General features: G+C 46.7%; 22 protein-coding genes and 2 pseudogenes. 8 read left to right on the forward strand and 16 right to left on the reverse strand.

Annotation, left to right across the window (positions count from 1 at the left end; translation table 11 throughout):
• Positions 1-11: 11 nt before the first annotated feature.
• From AC6R00_RS06565 to urtA, 8 genes are all read right to left on the reverse strand, one after another.
• Positions 12-353 (reverse strand): urease subunit beta, encoded by a 342-nt coding sequence (locus tag AC6R00_RS06565; RefSeq protein WP_500639756.1) that lies wholly within the window; start codon positions 351-353, stop codon positions 12-14.
• 15 nt (positions 354-368) lie between these two features.
• Positions 369-671: an urease subunit gamma gene (ureA, locus tag AC6R00_RS06570; RefSeq protein ID WP_008079177.1), complete on the reverse strand. Its 303-nt coding sequence runs from the start codon at positions 669-671 to the stop codon at positions 369-371.
• A gap of 57 nt (positions 672-728) precedes the next feature.
• Positions 729-1,637 (reverse strand): urease accessory protein UreD, encoded by a 909-nt coding sequence (locus AC6R00_RS06575; protein WP_500639757.1) that lies wholly within the window; start codon positions 1,635-1,637, stop codon positions 729-731.
• Positions 1,634-2,329 (reverse strand): urea ABC transporter ATP-binding subunit UrtE, encoded by a 696-nt coding sequence (urtE, locus tag AC6R00_RS06580; RefSeq protein ID WP_500639758.1) that lies wholly within the window; start codon positions 2,327-2,329, stop codon positions 1,634-1,636. Before urtE ends, AC6R00_RS06575 begins: the two co-directional genes overlap by 4 nt.
• Position 2,330: 1 nt before the next feature.
• On the reverse strand, positions 2,331-3,182 hold the full coding sequence (gene urtD / locus AC6R00_RS06585) for an urea ABC transporter ATP-binding protein UrtD (RefSeq protein WP_500639759.1): 852 nt from the start codon (positions 3,180-3,182) through the stop codon (positions 2,331-2,333).
• A complete protein-coding gene (gene urtC / locus AC6R00_RS06590; protein WP_500639760.1) occupies positions 3,179-4,372 on the reverse strand; it encodes an urea ABC transporter permease subunit UrtC in 1,194 nt (397 codons plus the stop codon). The genes urtD and urtC overlap by 4 nt, the downstream gene beginning before the upstream one ends.
• Before the next feature lie 9 nt (positions 4,373-4,381).
• Complete coding sequence (gene urtB / locus AC6R00_RS06595) at positions 4,382-6,007, reverse strand: urea ABC transporter permease subunit UrtB (RefSeq protein WP_500639761.1); 1,626 nt, start codon at positions 6,005-6,007, stop codon at positions 4,382-4,384.
• Positions 6,008-6,106: 99 nt separating this feature from the next.
• A complete protein-coding gene (gene urtA, locus AC6R00_RS06600; protein ID WP_004744086.1) occupies positions 6,107-7,390 on the reverse strand; it encodes an urea ABC transporter substrate-binding protein in 1,284 nt (427 codons plus the stop codon).
• A gap of 583 nt (positions 7,391-7,973) precedes the next feature.
• Here urtA and AC6R00_RS06605 point away from each other — a divergent pair.
• On the forward strand, positions 7,974-9,557 hold the full coding sequence (locus tag AC6R00_RS06605) for a S8 family peptidase (protein WP_500639762.1): 1,584 nt from the start codon (positions 7,974-7,976) through the stop codon (positions 9,555-9,557).
• Between the two features lie 83 nt (positions 9,558-9,640).
• Here AC6R00_RS06605 and AC6R00_RS06610 read toward each other — a convergent pair whose 3' ends face one another.
• From AC6R00_RS06610 to puuE, 7 genes and pseudogenes are all read right to left on the reverse strand, one after another.
• The gene (locus tag AC6R00_RS06610; protein ID WP_500639763.1) at positions 9,641-11,560 is read right to left on the reverse strand and encodes a methyl-accepting chemotaxis protein; all 1,920 of its coding nucleotides are present in this window, start codon (positions 11,558-11,560) and stop codon (positions 9,641-9,643) included.
• A 140-nt stretch (positions 11,561-11,700) separates the two neighbouring features.
• Positions 11,701-11,970: pseudogene (locus tag AC6R00_RS06615) on the reverse strand (urate hydroxylase PuuD); the annotation flags it as partial.
• An 89-nt stretch (positions 11,971-12,059) separates the two neighbouring features.
• A pseudogene (locus AC6R00_RS06620) lies at positions 12,060-13,002 on the reverse strand (urate hydroxylase PuuD); the annotation flags it as partial.
• 11 nt (positions 13,003-13,013) lie between these two features.
• Positions 13,014-13,577, reverse strand: coding sequence for an ureidoglycolate lyase (locus AC6R00_RS06625; RefSeq protein WP_500639764.1), 564 nt, complete (start codon positions 13,575-13,577; stop codon positions 13,014-13,016).
• Positions 13,578-13,591: 14 nt separating this feature from the next.
• Positions 13,592-14,578 carry an allantoicase gene (gene alc, locus AC6R00_RS06630; RefSeq protein WP_239854955.1) on the reverse strand — a complete coding sequence of 329 codons (987 nt, stop codon included), beginning with the start codon at positions 14,576-14,578 and terminating at the stop codon, positions 13,592-13,594.
• 121 nt (positions 14,579-14,699) lie between these two features.
• Positions 14,700-15,215, reverse strand: coding sequence for a 2-oxo-4-hydroxy-4-carboxy-5-ureidoimidazoline decarboxylase (gene uraD, locus AC6R00_RS06635; RefSeq protein WP_171320518.1), 516 nt, complete (start codon positions 15,213-15,215; stop codon positions 14,700-14,702).
• Between the two features lies 1 nt (position 15,216).
• Complete coding sequence (puuE, locus tag AC6R00_RS06640) at positions 15,217-16,140, reverse strand: allantoinase PuuE (RefSeq protein WP_500639765.1); 924 nt, start codon at positions 16,138-16,140, stop codon at positions 15,217-15,219.
• 352 nt (positions 16,141-16,492) lie between these two features.
• Between puuE and uraH the strand changes: the two genes are divergently transcribed.
• From uraH to AC6R00_RS06670, 6 genes are all read left to right on the forward strand, one after another.
• The gene (gene uraH, locus AC6R00_RS06645; protein ID WP_500639766.1) at positions 16,493-16,846 is read left to right on the forward strand and encodes a hydroxyisourate hydrolase; all 354 of its coding nucleotides are present in this window, start codon (positions 16,493-16,495) and stop codon (positions 16,844-16,846) included.
• Positions 16,847-16,982: 136 nt separating this feature from the next.
• Positions 16,983-18,326, forward strand: a complete 1,344-nt coding sequence (locus AC6R00_RS06650) for an NCS2 family permease (RefSeq protein WP_004744095.1) — start codon at positions 16,983-16,985, stop codon at positions 18,324-18,326.
• A gap of 157 nt (positions 18,327-18,483) precedes the next feature.
• On the forward strand, positions 18,484-19,890 hold the full coding sequence (locus AC6R00_RS06655) for a nucleobase:cation symporter-2 family protein (RefSeq protein ID WP_239854959.1): 1,407 nt from the start codon (positions 18,484-18,486) through the stop codon (positions 19,888-19,890).
• A 163-nt stretch (positions 19,891-20,053) separates the two neighbouring features.
• Positions 20,054-21,415 carry an 8-oxoguanine deaminase gene (locus AC6R00_RS06660; RefSeq protein WP_500639767.1) on the forward strand — a complete coding sequence of 454 codons (1,362 nt, stop codon included), beginning with the start codon at positions 20,054-20,056 and terminating at the stop codon, positions 21,413-21,415.
• A gap of 393 nt (positions 21,416-21,808) precedes the next feature.
• Entirely contained in the window at positions 21,809-23,035 is a 1,227-nt protein-coding gene (locus tag AC6R00_RS06665; protein WP_500640168.1) for a YbfB/YjiJ family MFS transporter, read from the forward strand.
• A 9-nt stretch (positions 23,036-23,044) separates the two neighbouring features.
• Positions 23,045-23,698, forward strand: coding sequence for a glutathione S-transferase N-terminal domain-containing protein (locus AC6R00_RS06670; RefSeq protein WP_500639768.1), 654 nt, complete (start codon positions 23,045-23,047; stop codon positions 23,696-23,698).
• Between the two features lie 45 nt (positions 23,699-23,743).
• On the opposite strand, the gene AC6R00_RS06675 is transcribed toward AC6R00_RS06670, so the two are convergent.
• Entirely contained in the window at positions 23,744-24,439 is a 696-nt protein-coding gene (locus AC6R00_RS06675) for a VC0807 family protein (RefSeq protein WP_500639769.1), read from the reverse strand.
• A gap of 220 nt (positions 24,440-24,659) precedes the next feature.
• On the opposite strand from AC6R00_RS06675, the gene uilS reads away from it, so the two are divergent.
• Entirely contained in the window at positions 24,660-25,526 is an 867-nt protein-coding gene (gene uilS, locus AC6R00_RS06680) for a UilS family quorum-quenching N-acyl-homoserine lactonase (RefSeq protein ID WP_500639770.1), read from the forward strand.
• Positions 25,527-25,534 lie beyond the last annotated feature (8 nt).

Below are 25,534 nucleotides of genomic sequence, written 5' to 3' on the forward strand. Positions count from 1 at the left end.
GTTTTTGTTCGTTATTGGGCGAGTTTGCCCATGACCTTACCTTGGAATCCGTATATCTCTCGCTTACCTGAAAACTCAACCAACTCAACCGTGCGAGACTGGCCAGGTTCAAAGCGTGTCGCAGTGCCAGCAGGGATATTGAGACGGAACCCTTTACACGCTTCACGCTCAAAACGCAGTGAATCGTTGACCTCAAAAAAGTGATAATGCGAGCCAATTTGTACTGGTCGATCGCCAATATTTTCCACTTTGACCTTGATGGTTGCGCGACCAACATTGAGTTCAATCTCGCCAGGGGCGGATTCAATTTGACCGGGAATAAAACCAGAATATTGACTTGTTGATGCTGACATATGATCTCCTAGACCCTAGACGATTGGCTCATGAACGGTGACCAATTTGGTCCCATCAGGAAAGGTGGCTTCGACTTGTACATCAGGAATCATGGAAGGTACGCCCTCCATAACGTCATCAACAGTAAGAAGTGTTCGTCCAAAGTCCATAAGCTCAGACACCGTTTTGCCTTCGCGAGCACCTTCAAGAATGGCACTACTGATAAACGCTACAGACTCTGGATAGTTAAGCTTTAACCCTCGCTCTTTTCGTTGCTGCGCCAGCATGCCAGCGCAGAAGATCAACAGTTTGTCTTTTTCTCTCGGTGATAATTCCATTGGTTTCCTTGCCATTCCCTTAACATGATGGAGAAGGAGCAAAGAGAAACATGGAGTTTAGGTTGCCCAAATTCTTGGGGGCTGGGGAGTTTCACCAGTCCAGTATTGACGCGCTTGTTGCCAAACTCTCTGAAAGCTCTCCAAGATCACCTCACTCCATCGACCCAGTGCTCTCACGACAACCAATTCTTCTATCTGTGTCGCAGCAATCACTAAGTCCTCTGTGCCGACTTCTTGCTGTATGTTAGAGAGCAAGCTCTGTACCAGTTGAAAAAAATCCTCATTTTCGACAGAAATATACAGCGTTCCCGAGAGAGAGAAATTGAGCAAGCCCTTTTCAATCATGGACTTATCGCCACCAAAAATATTTAACCCCTCGGTCAAAATTTTTCTTCCGTCTCGGTAAACCTCTGTTTTTCCGACTAAATGTCCGGAGGAAAATCCCTCATTTAGTGCAGGGCGCCCAAAACAGTGCATTTCCCAGCCCACAAATAGGGCATCACGGTCAAGATGAATTTCGGTATCAAGGCGAGCATGGGCATCAGGAAAGAAGATGTTTTCCTGTGGTAACCATTCGAGTAAACCACCACGTTCGACATGCAATATCTGTTTCTGATGAGAGTAGCGTTTTTCAGAACGATAAAACTTAGTCGCACCCGGAGTGGTGACCAGAGCATGAGCCCCTTGCTCCACGCGAGTGCTTATTTGCAGAGTGTCGCCACCGACCACACCGCCGGGTGGATGCAATAAATAGGTATGGCACGTTTTCCCTTCGGGATACAAAGGGCGCTGAATCGCTAAAGGCCCTTTCTGTTGACGGTCTTTGATGACAGTTTTATCCCCTCTGTCTTTAAACAAAAGCGATAACATGGCCTTCCAGCCTTTCTCTACATCAGACTCGATGTTCTTTTTAAGCGTCTGATTATTATCACCTAAATCAAACGCAACGGCAGGTTCACAAATCATACGGTGAGATACTCCTTTATCAATCTATCATCCAGCTCTTCCATGTTCCCTTGGGCAACAGTGCGCCCTCTATCCAAGATGCAAAACTGATCTCCGACCTTACGGGCGAACGGCAGTTTTTGCTCAACCAATAAAACCGTAAGTCCAAATTTCTCATTCAACATGCGAATAATATCGCCGATTTCTTGCACAATATTGGGCTGAATCCCTTCCGTCGGCTCATCCAAAATCAGCAAGCTAGGGTTGATCACCAGCGCCCGACCTATAGCCAGTTGTTGCTGCTGCCCACCCGATAAATCGCCCCCTCTGCGATGCAGCATTTCCTTCAACACAGGGAACAGCTCGAAGATAAATTCGGGGATGTGACGGTCTCCTTTTGCTCGGATAGGTAAGCCTACTTGCAAGTTTTCTTCCACAGTTAACATTGGAAAGATTTGACGACCTTGAGGAACATAGCCAATCCCCATTCTGGGCCGAGCTTCGGCTTCGTTTTTGATAATAGACTGACCTTCAAGGGCGATGTCGCCACTCTCAGTTTTGAGCAACCCCATAATGCATTGCAATAAGGTCGTCTTACCTACACCATTACGCCCCATTAACACAGTGCATTTTCCTTTGGGGATCTCCATCTCCAAGTCCCAAAGTGTGTGGCTCTCACCGTAAAACTGGTTCAATCCAGAAATTGATAGCATGTTATTCCCCCAAATAAACCTGTTTGACTTGCTGGTGCGCTTGAACCTCATCCATGCTGCCTTCTGCCAACACATGCCCCTGATGAAGCACTGTGACATGGCTAGCGATTGAGCGGACAAAGTCCATATCATGCTCAACGACCACCACAGAGTGTTTACCAGCTAGTGAGTTAAGGAGCTCAGATGTACGATCCATCTCTTGGTGGGTCATGCCAGCCACAGGCTCATCAATAAGCAGCAGCTTAGGGTTTTGCATCAACAGCATTCCTATCTCTAACCACTGTTTTTGGCCGTGAGAAAGGTTGCCTGCCAGCAGCGTTTGGTAGTCATGAAGATGAATTAAACTCAGCACCGATTCGAGCTTATCTTTTTGCTCTCCTGTCATCTTCGCCACATACGAACCCCACACTGAACGCACACCCGACATCGCCAGTTCGAGGTTCTCCCACACTGTTAAGCACTCGATCACCGTCGGCTTTTGAAACTTACGGCCAATTCCCGCATTGGCAATCTCGGCTTCATTCATATTAAGTAAGTTGAGGTTCGAACCGAGCCAAACCTCACCAGTGTCCGGTTTCGTCTTACCCGTGATGATGTCCATCATGGTGGTTTTCCCGGCTCCATTTGGGCCAATAATGCATCTGAGCTCGCCTTCACGGATGTACAGATTGAGATCATTGATCGCTTTAAACCCATCAAAGGTTTTATTTACCCCTTCCACATAGAGCAAGATGTTGTGTCTGGTATCAATCAGGGGATGGACGTCCGGCTTAAGAAACGAGAACACTTGATCTCGACGTGTAACTTCAGCGAGTGATTGCTTAAATTGCTCGGTGCGCTTTAACTCAGTCATACCAAGACCTCCTTACTTTTCTCTTCGTCAGTGCTCGACTCAGCGGCGTTAGGCCTGCGGTTTCGATTGACGACTAAATGCCACTTATCACTGACAAAACCGATTAAGCCTTTCGGGAAGTAGAGCGTTGAAAGTACGAACAAGCCTCCGAGGGCAAACAACCACACTTCTGGAAACTCTACCGTGAACCAGCTTTTGGCATAGTTGATCACCAAGGCGCCAACAATTGCACCAAACAAGGTCGCACGACCGCCAAGTGCGACCCAAACCACCACCTCTATCGAATTGAGCGGTGCAAATTCACCTGGGTTAATAATGCCAACTTGCGGCACGTACAGCGCCCCAGCAATCCCAGCGATCACCGCAGAAAGAACGAACACCCACAGTTTGATACCATCGACGTCGTAACCCATAAAGCGTGTGCGCGATTCAGAGTCACGAATCGCAACCGATACGCGACCAAGACGGCTCGCCACGACGCTGCGACAGACCAAATAGCTAACGATAAGAGCAATACCAGTCGCAATAAACAGTGCGATTCGGGTACTGTCTTGCTGCAAACTAAAGCCCAGAATGTCTTTAAAATCGGTTAAGCCATTGTTGCCACCGAAACCCATTTCATTGCGAAAAGACGCCAGCATCAGCGCATAGGTGAGAGCTTGTGTAATGATGGAGAGATAGACCCCAGAGACCCGAGAGCGAAACGCCAAATAGCCGAATACATACGCCATTGCGCCGGGTACCAGCACCACCATCAGAGCCGCAAACCAGAATTGGTCGAATCCATGCCAAAACCAAGGTAGTTCTTGCCAGTTTAGGAACACCATAAAATCAGGCAGGATAGGATTACCATAGACACCGCGATCGCCGATCTGACGCATTAAATACATACCCATCGCGTAGCCGCCAAGCGCAAAGAAAGCGCCATGGCCTAAACTGAGAATACCCAAATAGCCCCATACGAGATCGACGGCGAGCGCTAACATCGCATAGCTAAGGTATTTACCCAGCAATGAAATCGTAAAGGTTTCGACGTGAAGCGGGTGCGAAGCGGGCAACATCATATTCGCCGCCGGAATTAAGATCACCGCTGCCAAGATGGCCAATATTGTCATCTGACCGCCCTTATCGCCTTGCAGTGCAGAAAAGACAAAAGAGCGTGAGGGTTTCGTGTGTGTTTGATTGGTCATAACGCCTCCTTAACTCTCAGCCGCGCGACCACGTTGAGGGAACAATCCTCTTGGTCGCTTCTGAATAAATAAGATGATAAACACCAGCACCAGAATCTTAGCCAGTACCGCTCCGGCCCATGGCTCCAAGATCTTGTTAAACAGTCCCAAACCTAAACCAGCGACCAGCGTTCCCCAAAGGTTGCCTACGCCACCAAACACCACCACCATAAAGGAATCGATAATGTAGGCTTGACCCATATTTGGCCCAACGTTGGTCAACTGAGACAGCGCCACACCTGCCACTCCTGCCACACCCGCACCTAATCCAAATGTCATTGCGTCGACACGCTCAGAACGAATCCCCATAGCTCTTGCCATCGAACGGTTTTGTGAAACGGCACGAACCTGCAATCCGAGGGGGGTTTTCTTCAAGATCATCACTAATGCAACAAACACCATGGCACAGAACAAGATGATGTAGAGGCGGTTGTAAGTCAGCGACAACATGGGGTTGATTTCTAGCGCGCCCGCCATCCAATCTGGCGTACTTACCGAACGGTTTAACGGAGAGAAGATAGAGCGAACGGCCTGCTGAAGAATCAAACTGATGCCGAAGGTTGCCAGTAACGTTTCAAGAGGTCGCCCATACAGATGGCGAATCACGCTGCGCTCAATCAAGATGCCAACCAATCCTGACACCACGAATGCCATAGGAATCGACAAGATCAGTGCCACACCGGTATGAGCCGGCAGAAGTTGCTGAATCACATAAGTGGTATAAGCCCCAAGCATAATCAACTCACCATGCGCCATGTTGATCACGCCCATGACCCCAAAGGTAATCGCTAGGCCGATTCCCGCCAGCACCAATACAGAGCCAAGACTTAGCCCAAAAAACAACGTCTCGACACCTGCGTAGAGTCGTTGGCTTTGCTGGTAATCTTGTAAACCACGCTCTGCGGCCGCAATGATTTGTCGATCAGTCTCTTGCGCCAAAATCATGTTAAGAGTCTTAAGTACAATGGGTTGGTTGGATTGAGAGATAGACTCAACAGCGTCAATGCGATTGGAGGCCTTAGGATCAAGTGCCGCATCAATCGCAATAGCGAACGCCAACATAGCGACGATCTCTGCATTGGTTTCACTTTGTTGTAATGCGCTGAGCTTGTCGATTGCTTCAGGATTACCTGTCAGCGCTTTGATTGACTGCTTGCGAACCTCTGGGTCCTCGCTGTTAAGACCAAGTGATGCAATTTCAGTACGAAGGTAAGCACGAAGTTTATTGTTCACTTTTATTTTTTTAAACTTACGCTTGTTTTCAATGATCAGAGGATCGTTAATCCAAGCCTGTCTCGCCTCTGCCCCTGTTTGAGCACTCTCGATAATAAATAGCTGCTGATGCTGAGCGTGTTTATGATCTTTAAGGTAATAGAGTTGTCCATTCAACCACGCCTCTAGAATGGGCTTGGCTATGTCATGAGAATAGTTTGAGGCAAGCCAGCTAGCCGCTTGCTGCTTTTCGTGTGTGTTCTTTCCAGTCAACGTCTGGAAAAAAGAGTCTTGAGTCAGTGGCTTAACGTTCTCGGCCGACGCTGTCGTTAATCCAATAAGCACAGAAACGAGCACACAGAGCATCCGTAATACGGTCGTCATGATATGCATCCTTGCGTTAGAATTTATGGCAATAAAAATGCGCTGCGTTACCACATGCAGCGCCAAACTTTTCAGGTTATTGATTGGGGGTATTGAGTCTTAATTGGTCCCTGAACATTTCTTGGTTTCAACATTAAACGCACCGCAAGAAAACGGCTTCGACCAGCTAGAGAAGAGTTTCGCCGATTCAGGGAGATACTCTGACCAAGCATCACCTGCTACAAGGCCCGTCGTTTCCCAAACAATATCAAACTGACCATCATCTTGGATTTCACCGATTAACACAGGCTTAGTGATATGGTGGTTAGGCAACATAGTTGAGTAACCGCCTGACAAGTTTGGTACAGACACGCCAATCAATGCATCTTGCACGGCTTCGGGATCTGTCGTTCCTGCATTGGTGACCGCTTGCGCCCACATGTTAAAGCCGATGTAGTGCGCTTCCATAGGATCGTTAGTCACACGCTTTTCGCTGGCGATAAATTTCTGCCACGTCTCGACGAACTCATCGTTCTTCTCCGTATCGACGCTCATGAAGTAGTTCCATGCTGCTAAGTGGCCGACAAGCGGAGAGGTGTCCATGCCAGACAGCTCTTCTTCCCCAACGGAGAAAGCCACAACTGGGATGTCTTCTGAAGAGATACCTTGAGCGCCAAGCTCTTTATAGAAAGGGACGTTGGCATCGCCATTAATGGTCGAAACCACAGCGGTCTTTTTGCCTTCAGCGCCAAACTTCTTAATGTCAGAAACAATCGACTGCCAGTCTGAATGACCAAATGGCGTGTAGTTGATCATGATGTCTTTTTCGCTCACCCCTTTACTCTTGAGGTAAGACTCTAAGATTTTATTAGTAGTACGTGGATATACATAGTCAGTGCCGGCCAGTACCCAGCGCTCAACATCAAGTTCATTCATTAGGTAGTCAACCGCTGGAATCGCTTGTTGGTTTGGCGCAGCACCAGTGTAGAACACATTCTTCGACGACTCTTCACCTTCATACTGAACAGGGTAGAAAAGTAGGCTGTTGAGTTCTTCGAATACCGGCAACATAGATTTGCGCGATACGGATGTCCAGCCACCGAACACCACATCGACTTGCTCTTTTTCAATCAACTCGCGAGCTTTTTCTGCAAACAGCGGCCAGTTTGACGCAGGGTCGACCACCACCGCCTCAAGCTTTTTACCGAGTAGGCCACCTTTTTTATTTTGCTCTTCCACCAGCATCAGAACCGTGTCCTTCAATGTGGTTTCACTGATCGCCATGGTGCCGGAAAGCGAGTGCAACACACCAACTTTAATAGTGTCGGCGGCGCTCACCACTCCTGACATACAGGCTAATGCGGTACCTACTGCTGCAAGCTTGAGTTTGAACTTCGTGTTCATTGGATATCTCCTTATAGTGAATTGTTATTCAATTCTTTTTCCTAAGGAAACAAATCCAAAATCGATGCCAATTTATCCGCTCATATCCAAAACAAACAAGCCATTGATAATTATAAGATTAAAATTTTGATTTGTTATTTTGGTGCAACTAAGAGATAGCGTATCGCTGCATACTAGTGCAATTACATATTCAATTTCACCAATTTGGAGAGATGACTCGAAAAATCATCTTCCTCAACGAAATCCGTTAACCGCCCACACAAGCCCATCCAGTGATAAATCTACATATCTATCACTAAGCAGAGGTATATAGCACTATTTCAATAAACAGCAGCATAATAATGCCGACCTTTGACATTCAGCCAACCGATATGAACTTAGCTTACTATCAATTTCAAAAATCTAGTAAATGGCACTCAAATTTATAACGCCAAGCAAATTTAAAATGAACACAGTTGCATATGGAGATATTTTTGAGGAGTGTCGACGGGTTCCGTTATAGACATAAGAATCGACAAAACATGCTTGTTGTTTGTAGTAGGCCATGTTCAACAATCTCTTATACCATTCAAAGGAAAGTTAAATGTTTAAGAAACTATTAAGTTGTTGTATCGCCTCTTCACTTTCAGTGATCTCTGGCTCTGCCTTAGCAGAACAAATAGAGGCTCAGGTTAACCAGCCAGAAAGTGAAATACTTGCCCCGCTGTTGATGGCATCAGAAAACAAAGGAATACAGAACCAATATATTGTCGTGTTAAAGCAACCTTTATCGCTCAGCAATGACAACCCACAAGCGATGCAACAATTTACGCAACAAGCCGTTACCAGCTTAGAGAACGAGCACGTTCTGCAAATCAGTAAAGTGTTCGACCGCTCAATCAGCGGATTTGTTGCCACCCTGTCACCACAACAGCTCAACGCACTTCGCTCAGACGCACAGGTTGATTTTATCGAACAAGATCGAGTGATCTCTATCGATCCTGTGATTTCAACGAATGCCAATCAAAGCAACGCCATTTGGGGGCTAGATAGGATTGATCAACGTAGTCTGCCACTGAATAATAGTTACAACTATAACTACGATGGTTCCGGTGTCACGGCTTACGTCATAGATACCGGGGTAACGACAACGCACGCAGAGTTTGGTGGTCGCGCGACATCAGGCTACGACTTTGTCGACAATGACAGTGATGCGACGGACTGTAATGGGCACGGAACCCACGTTGCTGGTACCATCGGCGGTACACAGTATGGCGTGGCGAAGAACGTCAATATTGTCGGTGTCCGCGTTTTGAGTTGTAGCGGTTCAGGTTCAACTTCCGGGGTAATTGGTGGTGTTGACTGGGTTGCAGCCAACGCATCGGGCCCTTCAGTCGCCAACATGAGCTTAGGTGGCGGCGTGTCTACCGCGCTCGATAGAGCTGTTGCTAACGCTGTTCAATCAGGTATTAGCTTTATGCTAGCGGCTGGTAACTCTAATGCTGACGCTTGTAATTCGTCTCCTGCACGTGAACCTAGCGGTGTAACTGTTGGCTCAACCACAAGTAATGATAGCCGCTCTAGCTTCTCTAACTGGGGCAGCTGTGTTGATGTATTTGCTCCGGGATCGAGCATTAAGTCTGCTTGGTATGATGGCGGCTACCGTACAATCAGTGGCACGTCTATGGCAACGCCACATGTCGCCGGTGTTGCAGCCTTATACCTTCAAGAAAACAGTTCTCTCTCTCCAGCACAAGTGGCAGCTCTGATAAGCGAGCGAGCAAGTGTCGATAAAGTGAGCGACACACGCGGTACAGTGAATAAACTGCTTTATAGCCAAACAGATAGTGGCTGTGAGCCTGACTGTACAACTCCAAATCCTGACGGCGAACTCAAAAATGGAGTCCCTGTATCTGGAATTAGCGGCTCTCGTGGTGACCAGAAGCATTTCTATATTGATGTAGCTGCAGGTCAAACCCTTACTGTCACAACAAGTGGTGGTAGCGGTGATGCAGACTTGTTCCTCCGCTATGGTGCTAAGCCTACCACTAGCTCTTGGGATTGCCGACCATACCGTTACGGTAACAATGAAACTTGTACTGTCTCTAACACCCAAAGTGGTCGTTATTACATTATGCTCAACGGATACAGCAGTTTCAGCGGTGTTAGCGTAGTGGCTAACCACTAGTTGATCGCACTCTAACTTAACAATAATGGCCAGACAGATTTACTGCTGGCCATTTAGTATAACTTGTTGCTCTCACTGCAATGCTAAAACTTAAATTTAGCCACCAATTGACTTAAAGATTCTGCATTTCTCTTCAAACTAACGCAGTGTTGCGAGGTTTGTGTGACCATCTCTGTATTGCTTTTTGCTACATCGGCAATACTTTCGACGTGCGGTGCAATCTCATTGATCACCTGAGACTGTTGACCTGTTGCGGTGGCAGTCTGTGCACTGAGTTGATTGATCTCCTCAACAATATTGCTGATAGAGGCAAGGTGGTGTTCAGACTCTTGAGCTGCTGCGAGACACTCACTACCAATTTTGTGGCTCTGACTGACTTCGCTAACGACTGTGTTACTAAGCCCCTGTAAGTTTTCTATGATGGTACGAATTTCACTGGCGGACTCATGGGTTCGAGACGCTAATGTTCTTACTTCGTCGGCAACAACAGCAAAGCCACGGCCTTGTTCACCTGCTCGTGCCGCTTCGATAGCAGCGTTTAATGCCAGTAGATTAGTTTGCTCTGATACACCACTGATGACATCCAGTACTGTATCAATGGCATTGATATCATTAGATAGCTTTCCGATACTTTGATTGCTCTGCTCTAGCTGCTGGCTCATAGCTTCAGTGCGTGCGTATGTTTTGCTCACTGAGCTGAGTCCGTTTTTCACCTCTAAAGTGGTTTTATGGACGTTGTCTGAAGTATGGTTAGCGTTATTGGCAATCTCTTCAGAGCTAGCGCTCATCTCATGAACCGCGGTTGCTACCTGATCAATATTATGTTCTTGACCATGGATCTGCTGTTTCATTTCGTTAGCTTGTTGATCAATCAGATTGATGGTTGCAACCAGTTCTTTACGCGCTCTTTCTATTTCTTGTAAAACGTTGCCCATATAGGCGACAAATTGATTGTACCCCTTGGCAATGTTACCGACTTCATCACGACGACTTTCATCCAATCGTTGAGTCAGATCGCCGCCGCCACCACCAATTTCAAGCAATAGTTGTGCTGTGGTTGAGAGTGGTTTAAGCAAGATATTCGTCATATATGCGCTGATAATGATGAACAGCAGTGCTACAGATCCGCCGACCCAAATCATCGTTTCAATGAAATGGTTGATCTCGGTGAGCACTTCAGCCGTCGGTTGAACAGAAATCAACACCCAATCAAGTTGTGGCAGAGCCATCAAACCAACGATCGTCGATGTTTGTTCAAGCTTTGATTCATGTATAACAGGCGCTGTTCCAGCTAAAGTTTGCAGCTCAGGCGTCAATGCACCAAGACCAATATCAGCCAACTGCTTTCCAACTTGCTGCGTACTAGGGTGCACCTTCACCTCACCGCTCTTGTCGACCAACATTAGTCGACCTGAATCGCCTAGAGAGTAGTTAGCAACAGTATTGCCTAAATTTTCGAGCGACAGACCAATCCCCGTCACTCCAACGCGGCGGCCTTGGCTAATCACAACATGGTTAACAAAAACCGTTGCGATGCCTGTAGCATCATCGATATCAATCGACAGCTCGACCTGCTTATCGCCATTGAGAAAACCATAAAACCATTGGTCATCCGCTGATGAACTCGACATAGATTTGAGCTTTCCACTTGGCAAATAGTAGCTGTCGTCGACAGTGGTAACGAAAAAGGCGGTTAAGGCATTAAACTGCTGCTTGATCGAGGCGAGTTGTGCACTGATTTGTCCACTATCTTGACCGTCAAAATCCGTAAGTGGTTGTAGCTGAGACATCACTTCAGCAACAACCAACGGCTTTTCTAGCTCCAGCTGAATTTGGTTACTGACCTCTCCCAACGCCGCTGGCATCTGCTGTGAATAAGTTTTGTCGAGGATAATCTTCTGCCCCTGACTGACCGTAATGCTAATTAGCACCACTATGACAAGAATCACTGCCATCACCGTAGCCAAGATAGTCTTGTGTCGAATACTTAATGCAGTTGCCATCACTTGTAACTCCTTTTAGCGGTATAAAAAACCCCGGAACAGGGGCCGGGGGATCTCACTTGAGATAAATAGCGGGAAATACCACGTTTGCATGAATCACGCTTATCGGGCTTGCAATCCGATAAGCGAGATAAATTGGGTTAGTTGATTACTGACCCTTGTTCTACCCAATTGCCAACCAGAACACGTTCGTCATCTGTCATTTGGGTCAAATTACCTAATGGCATGTATTTAGTATTTACGGTTTGCGCTATACGTGGACCATTGGCTTGAATCTCTTGAGGTGTATCTAAGATCACTCCGGCTGGCGCAGCGGCAAAGGCAGCATGGGTTGGCGTTGCTGAGTGACATACCGAGCAGCGCTCTTGAATAACCTTGTTGATTGCTGCAAAACTCACACCGCTAGGCGCCGCTGATTCCGATGCCGACGCACCTGTTTGATCAAGGCTCTCTGATGTTGCAGCCACAGTGTCTGTAGAGCTTGCTTCCGGCTGCGCAGTCGCTTCAACCGCAACAGGCGCTTTAGCCACTGGTGCTGCCGCTTTCTTAGCATACGGTGAGGTGACAAACGCAAGTGTCACCATACCTAATGCAGCTACAGGAACCGTCCAAGCGAATTTCTGGCTACCATGACGAGTATTGAAGTAATGGCGCACTAAGATACTGAAGATCGCCAAACCTGCGAGTATTGCCCAGTTGTAATCCGAGCCATAGGTGCTCGGGAAGTGGTTACTGATCATGATGAACAGCACAGGTAAGGTTAGGTAGTTGTTGTGACGAGAACGCAGCAAACCTTTCGCCGGCAGCGCAGGGTCTGGCTCGCGGTTTTCTTCAATAGCACTCACTAAGTTGCGCTGTGCAGGCATGATAACGCGGAACACGTTACCGACCATAATCGTACCGATGATTGCGCCAACGTGAATATAAGCGCCGCGACCACTGAAGACTTGAGCTAGACCATAAGCCGCGCCAACTAAGAGTACGAATAGAACCGCGCCTAATAGCATTGGTGTTTTACCTAGTGGTGAATCACACAACAAGTCATAGATAAACCAGCCAGCAACCAAAGCACCGACACCAATGGCAATTGCCGTCGTTGGTGATAAGCCCGATCCCGGTGCAATCAAATAGATCTCAGCGTTTAAGTAGTAAACCACTGCCAATAGCAGCACACCGGTGATCCAAGTGAAGTACGCTTCCCATTTAAACCAGTGCAAATGCTCTGGCATTTCTGGTGGCGCAAGTTTGTATTTTTCTAGGTGATAAATACCACCGCCGTGAATCGCCCAAAGGTCACCAGAAAGGCCCGTTTTTGGGTTGACGCGGTTTAGGTTGTTCTCCAACCAAACAAAGTAGAATGAAGCACCAATCCATGCGATGCCAACTATCATGTGAACCCAGCGAATCGCTAGATTCAACCACTCCGTGATATGTGGATCCATAATTTACTCCTTTACAGCGCTTGTTCCATGCGCTGTTTTTCTTCCAGCTTGTTGTTTCTCGGTAGATCGTCCAAATGCAGTGAGACTAAGTCGTTCTCGAAATAGACTTCATCGCAGTTATGCCCTTCGCCGCCTCGGTCGACGATAAGAAACTGATCTTGGTCAGTTAGGGCTAACACTGGGTGATGCCAAACGCCTTTGTGGTAGTTCACACCTTGACGTCCATTGCTCAAGAACGCTCGGCATGACTTCAAACTTGGCTGATCCCCTTTTGGCGCAACAACAATAAGATACGGTTGACCAAGCAACGGAACGAAAGCTTGCGATCCCAAAGGATGACGCTCTAACATTTTTATCGTTAACGGATAGCTAAGCGGCGTCGCTTGAAAGATACTGATGATGGCTTCACCACCTTGCTCTTGTACATCGGTGCTCGCTAGCTTGTGATAACGACGAGTCGAGCCATTGTTGATCATAAAGTAGTCGCTATTGTCTACTTCAATCACATCCCCAAACTCAGCAAACGCCTGTTTGGTCAAAGGTTCGATGGTTAATCGGCGAATTCCATTGCTCATATTGCTTCCCTCGCTTATTTCGCTTTAGTGCCAAACAAACGTAAACGGCTGATACCACCGTCAGGGAAAATATTGAGACGAACATGAGTCACAGCGCCAAGATCATTCACCTCTGAGCTGAACTCGTGAATATCATGTGCCTTGAGCTTTTGCGCTGGCAAGAGTTCGCGCCAGAAGAGACTCTGAGTTGCAACTTGATCGTCCGTTCCGCCTTTGACATACGCAGCTTGAATTGAGCAGCTATCTGGGAAATTACCTTTAAAGTGGGCTGTATCGACAACCACTCGGTCAATGTTGCCTGCATGTCCCAGCGCGACAATCACCCAATCATTACCCGGAGTACGACGACGGGCTGTTTCCCAACCATCACCCATGTTCTCACCGCGACCTGGGCCCAGAATGTTAGACTTGTTGCCGTAGTGCTCATCACTACACGCCAAAGCGCGACCGCCATTTTCAACCGCAGCAAGGTCGACTTTCTGTTGACTATCGATGCGATCCCAATCAACGCTAGGTCGACCATAAACGCGTAAACGTGCAACGCCACCATCCGGATAAATGTTGAGACGTAAGTGAGTAAACACTTCATCACTTTCGATCTGTTCAAGATGATGATGATCGCCTTGCAAACCCATAGAAGGCAGAATCTCTTGCCACTCGGTTGCGTCGGTTGGATCACCGTCTGGGGAGTAACAGGCATCAATCGAAGCCGACGGCGGGAAGTTACCCGTAAAGAAAGACGTATCAATATCAACACCCGCAATCGTGCCTGCAAGACCTAGGCGAATGACACAGTAATCGTAGCCTTCACCACGCTTACGGCGGCTTTCCCAGCCATCCATCCATTTGCCGTTATCATCGTAAAGATCGTCTTTCCATTCTGGTGCTTCACGGCGTAAAAGTCGGCTCTTATCGGCAAAAAAGTCGTCGGTAGCGTAGATAGCTTCTGCGCCAAGTTTATCGTCAGCAAGGTTAATGTATTGTTCAATATCTAAGGACATGTCCTTTATCCTTCCAATTATTCAAAAATAGGTTAAGTGAGTATGCTCATCTAGAGCTCTATGCCCTTTGTCGGGCAGATATCAATCGATATCAGAACGAAACAGTCGCCATCTCCGTGACTTACATATCTCGTAGGCGAAACAGTGCGATCTTGTTGATCTCCTGTATCGCAGTAGCAAACTCAGTGTCACTATCATTGCCTAATCGCTTCTCGAAGGATTCAAGAATTTGGTAACGATTGGCCCCTTTCACTGCCATGATGAAGGGAAAGTTGAAGCGGCTTTTGTAACTGTCGTTGTACGTAGTGAATTTTTCGAACTCTTCCGCTGAGCACTGATCAATGCCTGCGCCAGCTTGTTCCGCTGTGGATGCGGCAGTAAGTTCGCCGTTAATTGCTGCTCGCCCCGCTAAATCTGGGTGAGCATTTATAAGTGCAAGTTGTTTTGCTTTCTCTGCGTCTAATAGCGTTTCAGCCATTCTTAAATGCAGATTTGAAACAAAGTTATCCTGATCTGAGAGCCCTTGATCGTAGACGGCTTCTGCCACCCATGGGCTATGCTCATACACATCGCCAAAGTGGGAGACAAATTCCGTACGTTCCATTTGAGATGGTTTGCAAAAACGAAATTCAGTCATGTTATTTTCCCTCTTTTGGTGTGTATGGATGATGCTCGTGCCAATGACGAGCGATATCAACACGGCGACATAACCACACATCGTCATGTTGTTTAACGTAATCTAGGAAGCGCTTTAGCGATGCGATACGACCCGGTCTACCGATCAGACGACAATGCAGACCAACCGACATCATCTTAGGCGCTGTCGCACCTTCAGCGTATAAAGTATCGAATGTGTCCTTTAGGTATTGGTAGAACTGTTCACCCGAGTTAAACCCTTGCACAGTGGCAAAGCGCATGTCGTTGACATCAAGTGTGTAAGGAATCACCAACTGGGGTTGACCCGCCTCGGTATGCCAGTAGGGCAAATCATCGTCATACGCATCTGAGTCGTATAAGAAACCTCCTTCTTCTGCGACAATCTTGCGGGTATTTGGCCCAGTACGACCTGTATACCAACCAAGCGGTCTTTCACCGGTGATCTCTTTAATGATTTCAATCGCTTTCATCATGTGGTCGCGCTCTTGCGACTCATCCATGTATTGGTAATCAATCCAACGATAGCCGTGACTACAAATCTCATGTCCCGCTTGAACCATAGCTTCTGCGACATCTGGATGACGTTCAATCGCCATCGCCACTGCGAATACGGTCAATGGAATCTCGTACTCATCAAATAGCTTTAACACACGCCACACACCTGCGCGACCGCCATACTCATAGATAGATTCCATGCTGATGTGTCGCTCACCTTTAATCGGCTGAGCGGCTGGAATCTCTGACAGAAAGGCTTCGGACTCATCATCCCCATGTAAAAGGCAGCGTTCACCACCCTCTTCGTAATTCAACACAAACGACACGGCGATACGAGCACCACCTGGCCATTTAGGGTGAGGAGGATTCGCCCCATAGCCAATCAGGTCTCGTGAATAATCCTTATCCATTCAGGCTCTCCTTAAATACAAGGCACTTTGTCTTTATGCCTTCTTAAACTTCATACATTCATTGTATACAATAAATTATCTTAATGTAAAGATTTTGTTGTTAAAGTTAATTTACGTAAACAAAAGCTATTTTATCAATAAGTTATGTACAGTTAGGCTCAAATAGGTATCTAGTTCGATCTCACAAAACTGATTTTTGCTCACTTTCGTTAGTAACAAAATTATAACATCGAGCTTTACTATCCGAATATTTTGTGTACATATATAGGTAACACAAGCAAGTTTAAAACAACTTTGTATACAATTTAAAATCAATAAACGCTAAGGAGAGCGCTGGGCGCGAATGACAATTATGGGCAAACTAACTACACACGTATTGGATACAATGCACGGCGTTCCCGGTGCAAATATTCAAGTTGAGCTGTTCCGTGTTGAAGGCGACAGCCTGACCAAGATTAAAACGGTCACCACCAACTTCGATGGTCGAACTGATGAGCCAGTGCTAGAAGGCGATGAGTTTGTAACAGGCAGATATCAATTGGTATTCCATGTTGCCGATTACTACAAAAACCAAGATGTCGACCTTGGTGAAATCCCATTCCTAGATGACGTTGTGATTCGCTTTGGTCTCGGAGAAACAGGTGCACATTACCACGTGCCTTTGCTTGTCTCACCGTATAGCTTCTCTACCTATCGAGGTAGTTAAGGCAAGAAATTACCAATAGATAACCCTAACAACGTCATACATATCAATCGGGAGAATTGGAGTCTGCAAAAACACCATCAAGATGCAGAAAGCGGTATTCAATTTCAGAAACACCAAAACAAAAGGACTTGCTGACATGAATGAAAGCAAAGCAGAAGTGCTTAACAACGAAAGCCAATCGGGTGGCTTACTAGAGCGCTTTTTCAAACTGAAAGCACATGGAACCAGTGTTAAAAACGAAATGATCGGGGGGATCACCACTTTTGCCACTATGGCATACATCATTTTCGTTAACCCTCAAATCATGGCGGCCTCGGGGATGGATTCTGGCGCGGTCTTCGTTGCAACTTGTATTGGTGCGGCGATTGGCTGTCTGTTAATGGGGCTTTTTGCCAACTGGCCTGTCGGTTTGGCGCCGGGCATGGGCCTTAACGCCTTTTTCTCTTTCACTGTAGTTAGTGAAATGGGTTACAGCTGGGAAGTAGCGCTTGGTGCGGTATTCCTCTCTGGTATCCTATTTGTCGGGATGAGCTTCTACAAAATACGCCAATGGATCATTGAAAGTATTCCAGAGAGTTTACGCTTCTCAATGACTGCAGGTGTTGGTCTTTTCTTAGGCCTTATCGGGCTTAAAACCGCAGGCATTGTTGTAGAGAACCCAGCTACTTTGGTTTCACTTGGCGACTTCACTAAACCTGATGCCATGCTTGCGGCTATCGCTTTCTTGATCATTGCGGTACTGAGCGAGCGCAAAGTGTTTGGCGCAGTGCTTATCGGGATTTTGAGCGTCACTGTCGTGGGCATGATGTTAGGTCTCGTTCAATACAACGGCTTCTTTGCTGCGCCGCCAAGTATTGCACCTACCTTCTTGGCAATGGACATCTCTGGCGCGTTTAACATCTCAATGGTGAGCGTCATCTTAGCCTTCTTGTTCGTTAACATGTTCGACACTGCAGGCACACTGATGGGTGTTGCTGAACGTGCGCATCTGGTAAACAAAGAAACAGGTAAAATCGAAGGGCTTAGCAAGGCGTTAAAAGCTGATTCTATCTCTAGTGTTGCAGGTGCTTGTGTCGGTTGTCCGCCTGTCACTAGTTACGTGGAAAGTGCGGCGGGTGTAGCTGCAGGGGCTCGTACAGGTCTGTCAGCCATTGTGGTTGCAGCACTGTTCTTAGCCGCTATTTTCCTTTCACCTTTGGCAGGTATGATCCCAGCTTACGCCACTGCAGGTGCACTAATCTACGTAGCGTTCGTAATGATGAGCAGTATGCAGCATGTCGATTGGAAAGATTTTACCAATGGTGCTCCGGCAGCAATTACCGCTCTAATGATGCCGCTGACCTTCTCAATTGCAAACGGTATTGCTCTTGGCTTTATTACTTACACAGTGCTGAAAGTCGCGACAGGAAAAACCAAAGATGTCTCTATCTCAATGTACATCCTGACTGTCGTCTTCGTCGCTAAGCTGATCTACATCTAATTCCTAGGGTCTGATGACCCTAATCATCCTTGTGAAAACTAGCCTGAGCATGGGTTCGGGCTAGCTTCCTATACGAAAAATTCGTGACCCTACGTAGTTTGTAGAAGTCAATTGTCCAATCTACGAGAGAAAATGGATTCTCTCTGAGGTATAACCAATGAAACTTCTGTATACACTCAACCAAAAGCCACCACACGGCATTACCTTGCTGCTGGCTTTACAACACATGCTAGCATCCATTGGTGGTATTGTGGCTGTCCCGCTCATTGTTGGCGCATCCATCGGGCTGCCTAATGAAGAGATTGTCTCGCTAATCAATGCTGCCCTACTCGCTTCGGGTATCGTCACCATGGCGCAATGTATTGGTGTCGGCCCTATCGGTATTCGTTTACCTGTTGTCATGGGCTCTAGTTTTGCTTTCCTAGGTGTGGCGATTGCCATTGGCCGCGAAGGCGGTGTCGCTAGCATTATGGGCTCGGCTTTAGTCGGCTCTCTAGTGGTGATTGTGGCTAGCTTTTATATGGACAAAGTCCGCAAGCTATTCCCAACAGTAGTGAGTGGCGTTGTTGTCACCCTCATCGGCTTAACCATATTGCCTGTTGCAATGAACTGGGTGGGTGATGCGCCCGCAGCGAGTGAAAACTTTGCCACTCTGCCAAAGCTTTTCTTAGCCATCGTTTCACTGGGCATCGTGGTTGCGGTCTCGGTTTACTGTAAAGGCGCCGTTGCTGCATCTGCTATTGTTATTGGTCTGGCGGGTGGTTACATCGTCGCGCTGTCCCTAGGCATGGTAAACCTTGATGACATTACTTCTGCCGCTTGGGTTGGTGGACCAGAGCCTCTTAAATACGGCTTAAGCTTTCAAGCCAGCGCCATTGTGAGCATGAGCTTGGTTTATATTGTCGTGATTGCTGAAGCAACGGGTGACTTTATGGCACTAGCAAACAACTGTAATAAACAGATCTCAGGTAAAGACCTGCAACGTGGTCTGCTTGGTGATGGCTTAGGCAGTACACTTTCTTCGATTCTTACTGCTATGCCACTGGCTTCTTTCAGCCAAAACGTTGGGATAGTGGGTATTACTGGTGTAGCGAGTCGATATGTTGTTGCAGCAACAGGTGGCCTGCTGATTTTAGGCGGCTTGTTCCCTAAACTTGCGGCCGTCGCGGTGACCATTCCTAAACCGGTTCTTGGCGGTGTTGGCTTTGTTATGTTTGGCATGATTGCCTACGCTGGTATTCGCATGCTGATTATGGCCGCAGACACCAAGCGCAATGCACTGGTTATCTGTGTCGGTTTGGCATCAGGGTTAGCCGTAACTTTTGAACCTCGTTTACTTCAACACTTACCGCACGATATTGCTAACTTCCTTCACTCTGGCATTACCACGGGCACCATAGCAACGGTTCTTCTTCATCAACTTCTTCCTAAGTCATCCAATAAAGAAGTTCGAGAAGCACTGACAGAGAGTAAGGTTCAAGTCGAAGAAAAGATCATTCGAAAATCCGATGATGAAGCGCCACAAGAGGTGCAAAGCAAACTTGAAGCAAAAACTACTGAGTAGACTCACTTTAATCACAACAAAGGCATTAAAAGGAGACCTAAGCTCACGACACCAATCTGAGCTTAACAACAATAACACCGCTAGTATTTGCTAGCTTAACTGTAACTAAAACGTTTAAGACCCTCTCCCCTGAAATGGCTGAGATGGCTAAGGACTATTATGAATGGAAACCATCTGGATTAAGAATCCACTGGCAATTTATACCGGAAACACGCAAGACGCCCAAGGTGGCCTAGTGGTTCAGGGAAACAAAGTTGTCGAACTTATCCCAAAACATGGGACGCCGTCCCACTCAATTGATTATGTGGTTGATGCCTCTCGGCATGTCGTCACTCCCGGGCTCGTTAACGCCCACCACCATTTTTATCAAACCTTAACGCGCGCTTACCCTGACGCGTTGAACAAAGAACTGTTTCATTGGCTCAAAAGCCTGTATCCCGTCTGGGCAAATCTAGACGAAGAGATGATGAGTGTCGCAACTGAGCTTGCCTTAGTTGAGTTGATGCTGTCGGGTTGTACCACTGCTTCCGATCATCACTACTTGCTGCCAAACGGTTTAGAACACGCGATAGACTTGCAGGTCGAAGCGGCGCAAAAGCTTGGTGTAAGAGCCATCTTTACTCGTGGCTCAATGAGTTTAGGTGAAGAAGACGGCGGCTTACCGCCACAGCATACCATTCAAACCGAGCAAGCGATTGTCGATGACAGCTACCGTTTGATTCGCCAATACCACCAGCAACAAGAAGGGGCAATGACCCAAATCGCGCTCGCGCCATGCTCTCCTTTCTCCGTCACCACAGATTTGATGAAAGAAACTGCCCACATCGCCAAGCAAGAGAATGTCATGATGCACACCCATTTGTGCGAAACGCTGGATGAGGAAGATTTCTGTGTCGAGCAATTTGGCATGCGCCCGGTCGATTATCTCGAAGATGTCGGCTGGCTCAATGACAAAACTTGGCTTGCCCATGGTATCCATTTCAATAATGAAGAGATCCGCAGACTTGGCCAAGCAGGCGTAGGCATTAGCCACTGCCCAACATCGAACATGATGCTTGCTTCGGGAATTTGTAAAAACAATGACTTAGAAGCCGCAGGCGTGAAAGTCGGCCTAGGCGTTGATGGCTCGGCCTCAAACGATGGCTCAAACATGATTGCCGAAGTACGTATGGCGATGTACTTACAACGCCTACAATATGGCTCGGCAAACGTATCCCACTTTGATGCGCTGCGTTGGGCGACCAAAGGCTCAGCTCAAGCGATGGGACGTAATGATATTGGCGAACTCAGCGTGGGTAAACAGGCCGATATTGCGATGTTCAAACTCGACGATATTCGTTTCTCAGGTAGTCATGACCCTCTTGCTGCACTCCTGTTATGTGGCGCTCAACAAGCTGACCGCGTGATGGTTGCTGGTCACTGGCGAGTAATGAACAGCGAAGTGATTGGCGTCGACACCCATCAATTGATGGAACGCCATAAAGCTGCAGCATCAAGGCTAGCACGTAAAGCTTTAGGTGAGTAACACGCGCTCAATCATCGCCAGCCTAAGTTCAAATCAACTTAGGCTGGCATTTTTGATTACTTGTAACCGATCCATATCCCACTAATTAAAATTAGATAATCAAGCCACTCAAGAACATCGGGCAGGCATACCCTCACAATTGAAACATAAGCTTATTGAACCTACCTTTGAGTACACGCTTGTTAGCTATGCGAATTCAAACACCCAATCCTTAGAAGCCTTCACCACTCGGTTAACTAGCATTAGAAATTGCGACTAAAGCCCCATTGCAACAACTTGCACCCAATGCGAGTATCAAAAAAACATACGACTCAAGGTAGAGAACAACAGGTTTTTGCAAACGCTCACCACGATGCGTGGAGTATAGTGGCAAAACACCTTGCAATGACGGATATGACCACATCAATACAGCTATGGAATAAACAGATCGTTAATCGAGCGAGTATGGCTGGCTTGGGCGCGACACTCATTGGCAATGGGATAGGTCGTTTTGCTTATATTGCGCTGATGCCCGCATTGATTCAAAGCGGTTGGTTTAGCGAAAGTGATGCTTCTTACTTAGGCGTAGCGACGCTTGTCGGATATATTGCCGGAGCGCCTGCGGCCAATCTTTTACTTCGTTATTTCAGTTCTGGCCAGCTCATTCGTAGCGCAATGTTAATCAGCAGCTTCAGCTACCTTGCTTGCTCGTGGCAAGACGCCCCTCTGACTTGGTTTTATATTTGGCGTACCTTGGCTGGTGTCACTGGCGCATTACTCATGATTGCTGCTCCGCCAGTGATTGTTCGCCAATTCAGTTCCGACGTCAAAGCCAGAGTCAGCGGCATTGTCTTTTCTGGTATCGGTATCGGAGCAATGCTTTCAGGTACACTGCTGCCAGCACTTATCTCATATGATTTGATTTCCGCTTGGATAGGGGTGGGCGCAGTGGCGCTAGTCACCACTATTTTGACTTGGAACGCATGGGACACTCGCATTACCCCCACCCATGCAGCTTACGTTCAAGCGTCATTTTCTCATCTTTCACAGCCACAGATTAAAAATGTCATCCTCATATCACTCGCCTACAGCTTATGTGCGATTGGTTATCTGCCACACACTTTATTTTGGGTCGATTACCTTGTTAGAGAACTCGGCATGTCATTCACTAGTGGTGGGTTCTTTTGGGCTACCTTTGGTGTTGGTGCAGCGATGGGGCCACTCATTACGGGTAGCTTAGGAGATAAATTTGGGCTTAAGCGTTCTCTATGTATCGCTTTCAGTGTTAAAGCGGTGGGCGTTGCGATTCCTTTATTCAGCACCCATCCAATTTTATTGTTTATCTCTTCCCTATTGGTCGGCATTTTTACCCCTGGGATAGTCACCCTTGTGTCCACCTACACGCTCGAATGCGTTGGTTATGAGCTACATACCAAAGCTTGGAGCGGAATGACGTTATCTTTTGCTATTTCACAAGGCGTAGGTGGTTTTCTGATGGCCTACTTTCTCACCCACTTTGCGTCTTACAACACCCTATTTGCTCTCAGTGCCAGTGCGTTAGTAGTTTCACTTATATGCATTTTATCTACATCGACACACTACGCGGAACAAACACAATCAGCTAATAATTCAATGAAATAAGGACTCTCCATGCAACTCTTCCTAAATGATACATCGCCATTTTCACGTGTGGTTGTGGCGACAGCTTTGTTGTCGAGCATCCCTTCTCTTTCATTTGTTTGGGTAGATCCTTGGAGCTCACCAAGCAGTTTAAAACGTGTGAATCCGCTTTGTTTAATTCCCGCGCTCGAGCTAGATAACGGGCGGTCCCTGACAGAGAGTTTATGCATTAGTCAGTATTTGATTGAGTCCAATCAGCCAACTAAATTGAAAAACGTGCAGATCAACGATGTCGAACAAGTTAAGCTCCTAGGAACAGCGAAAACTCTGATGGAAATCGCCTTTAGAACCGCAGTACTGCCTCGCTTTACCGATCAGGACAATGAGCTAATCAGACGTGGACAAGAAGGCATTGTTTTGGCTCTAACGAACCTAAACAAAGAAATGGAAGAGTCAGGTTTAGAATTCTATCTAGATCCAAACTTAGCAACGCTGTATCTACATATTGGTTTGGAATATATCCAATTTCGTCATCGCGCTTTGTATGACGACGCTGCCGTCACGCATATTGACGAGTTCTTAAATACCTCACCATTTAGCCAACTCCTTGAACTAGTCAGTATTGAAAGGCTATCAGAAAAACCCGATTACTCAGCGTTAGAATCTCCTTGGCGACAGCGGTAAAAGTAAAGGGGCGATGATCGCCCCTTATTAGTGTTTTTAGATTTGTTATTTAATATGAAAGATCTGCTCGGTCTCAAGTGATGTCATTGAGCGGATTTGACGCCATACATAATAAAAGATACCAAACATCATCAACATGCTAGGAATCGCGATAATTGGGTAGCTATATAACGTGAGCTTACCGAGCTCTTCATTAAACTCTGGTGTGCCTGCTGGGCTAGTCACAATCCAAGTTGCGAGAAAATAGTTCATCGCAGAAGAGAACGCAAAAGTACTCGCGAATAGATAATTTGACGACATTAAGCAGCGCTCGAATGCGTCCGTCTTTCCATTCTCTTTTAAACGTTCAGTGATCAAAGCTAGATTTAGCACCGTGTCGTTAAGGATCATCTTCTGCATAAATGGGTAACGGGTAAATGTCGACCCCAAAACAGCCAAGCCAATAAGACCAGGGATTAGTGCTTCTTTCAGTGCTAACCAACGCGTATCAAGCTCTAACAGGCCAATACCTCCTGTCAGTAAAACACTCACAAAGCCCAAAGCAGCGATGAAGTTAAACTTCTTATTGCGGATAAGATCCATACCGCCATACACAATAGGAAAAGCGAGTGCGACAACCAATGCCATTACAGTGCCTAGATGCTCTTCGCCGCTGAACTTCATTAGAATGAATGAAGGTATAAATACGTTAAACAGGATTTCGAATAGGGGATTCGACTTTTTCGTCGTGGTGTTACTCATAATTGTTACTGACTCTACTCTGTCACTTCACTTTAGTTTCGGGGAGAAGTGTTCAACGCTTAGCTTAAGATGTAAAGCGTTAAAACGTCGAGTTGTGTAACGACTTATGAAATGGATGAAAGAAGTCGAGGAAAACACCTCACATATCCTATAGGTCTAACCACTAAACTGAACCACATAAGGTATAAATGCCACTACAACTCCACTAGAGAAATAATAAATGTATCAACAAGTTGATTTCACTTCGCAAAACTCCCGAATTTCTGGCCACTTATATCTTCCAACAGCTGCAACAGAACCCGCACCTTTGATCATTCTTTGCCATGGTTTTTGTGGTGTAAAGGAGCTATTACTTCCGGCTTTCGCTGAACGTTTTGCAGATCATGGCTATGCTGCACTAACGTTTGACTATCGCGGCTTTGGTGAAAGTGAGGGGGAAACGGGTCGCCTTGCGCCAAAACTACAAATTGAAGATATCCACGCAGCGATTGAGTGGGCGAAAAAGGAATCCAACGTTGATTCAAATCGTATCGCGCTATGGGGGAGCTCTTTTGGAGGGGCCAATGCCATTATCGCAGCGAGTCAAAGTGATGATATCAAATGTGTCATTGCGCAATTGACTTTTGCCGATGGTGAAACGGTCATTACTGGTGAAATGTCTGCTGAAGAAAAGGACAAGTTTCTTTCTACACTTGAGCGCATGCGAGATAAAAAGGCTAAAACGGGCAAGGAAATGATGGTTCCGATTGCGAAAGTACTCAGTGATGAGCAGTCTGTGGACTTCTTCAATCAGTTCAAAGACGACTTTCCGGCTCTGACAATCAAGATTCCATTCCTAACGGTATGGGAGACTATCTGCCACAAACCAGTCGAAGCGCTTGCAAACCTAAATAAGCCTGTGATGATTATTGCTGCAGAGCAAGATGGCGTGAACCCATTATCTGAATCACAAGTCTTATTCGATATGGCAAATGAGCCCAAAGCACTCCATGTTGAAGAGGGTGCCACTCACTACCAAGTATATTCAGGTAAACACTTTGAATCGGTAGTAACAAAACAGTTGGAATGGTTTAATCAATACCTGTAAATGATTAA

This window comes from Vibrio sp. R10-SF1-ISO8, from assembly GCF_059833805.1.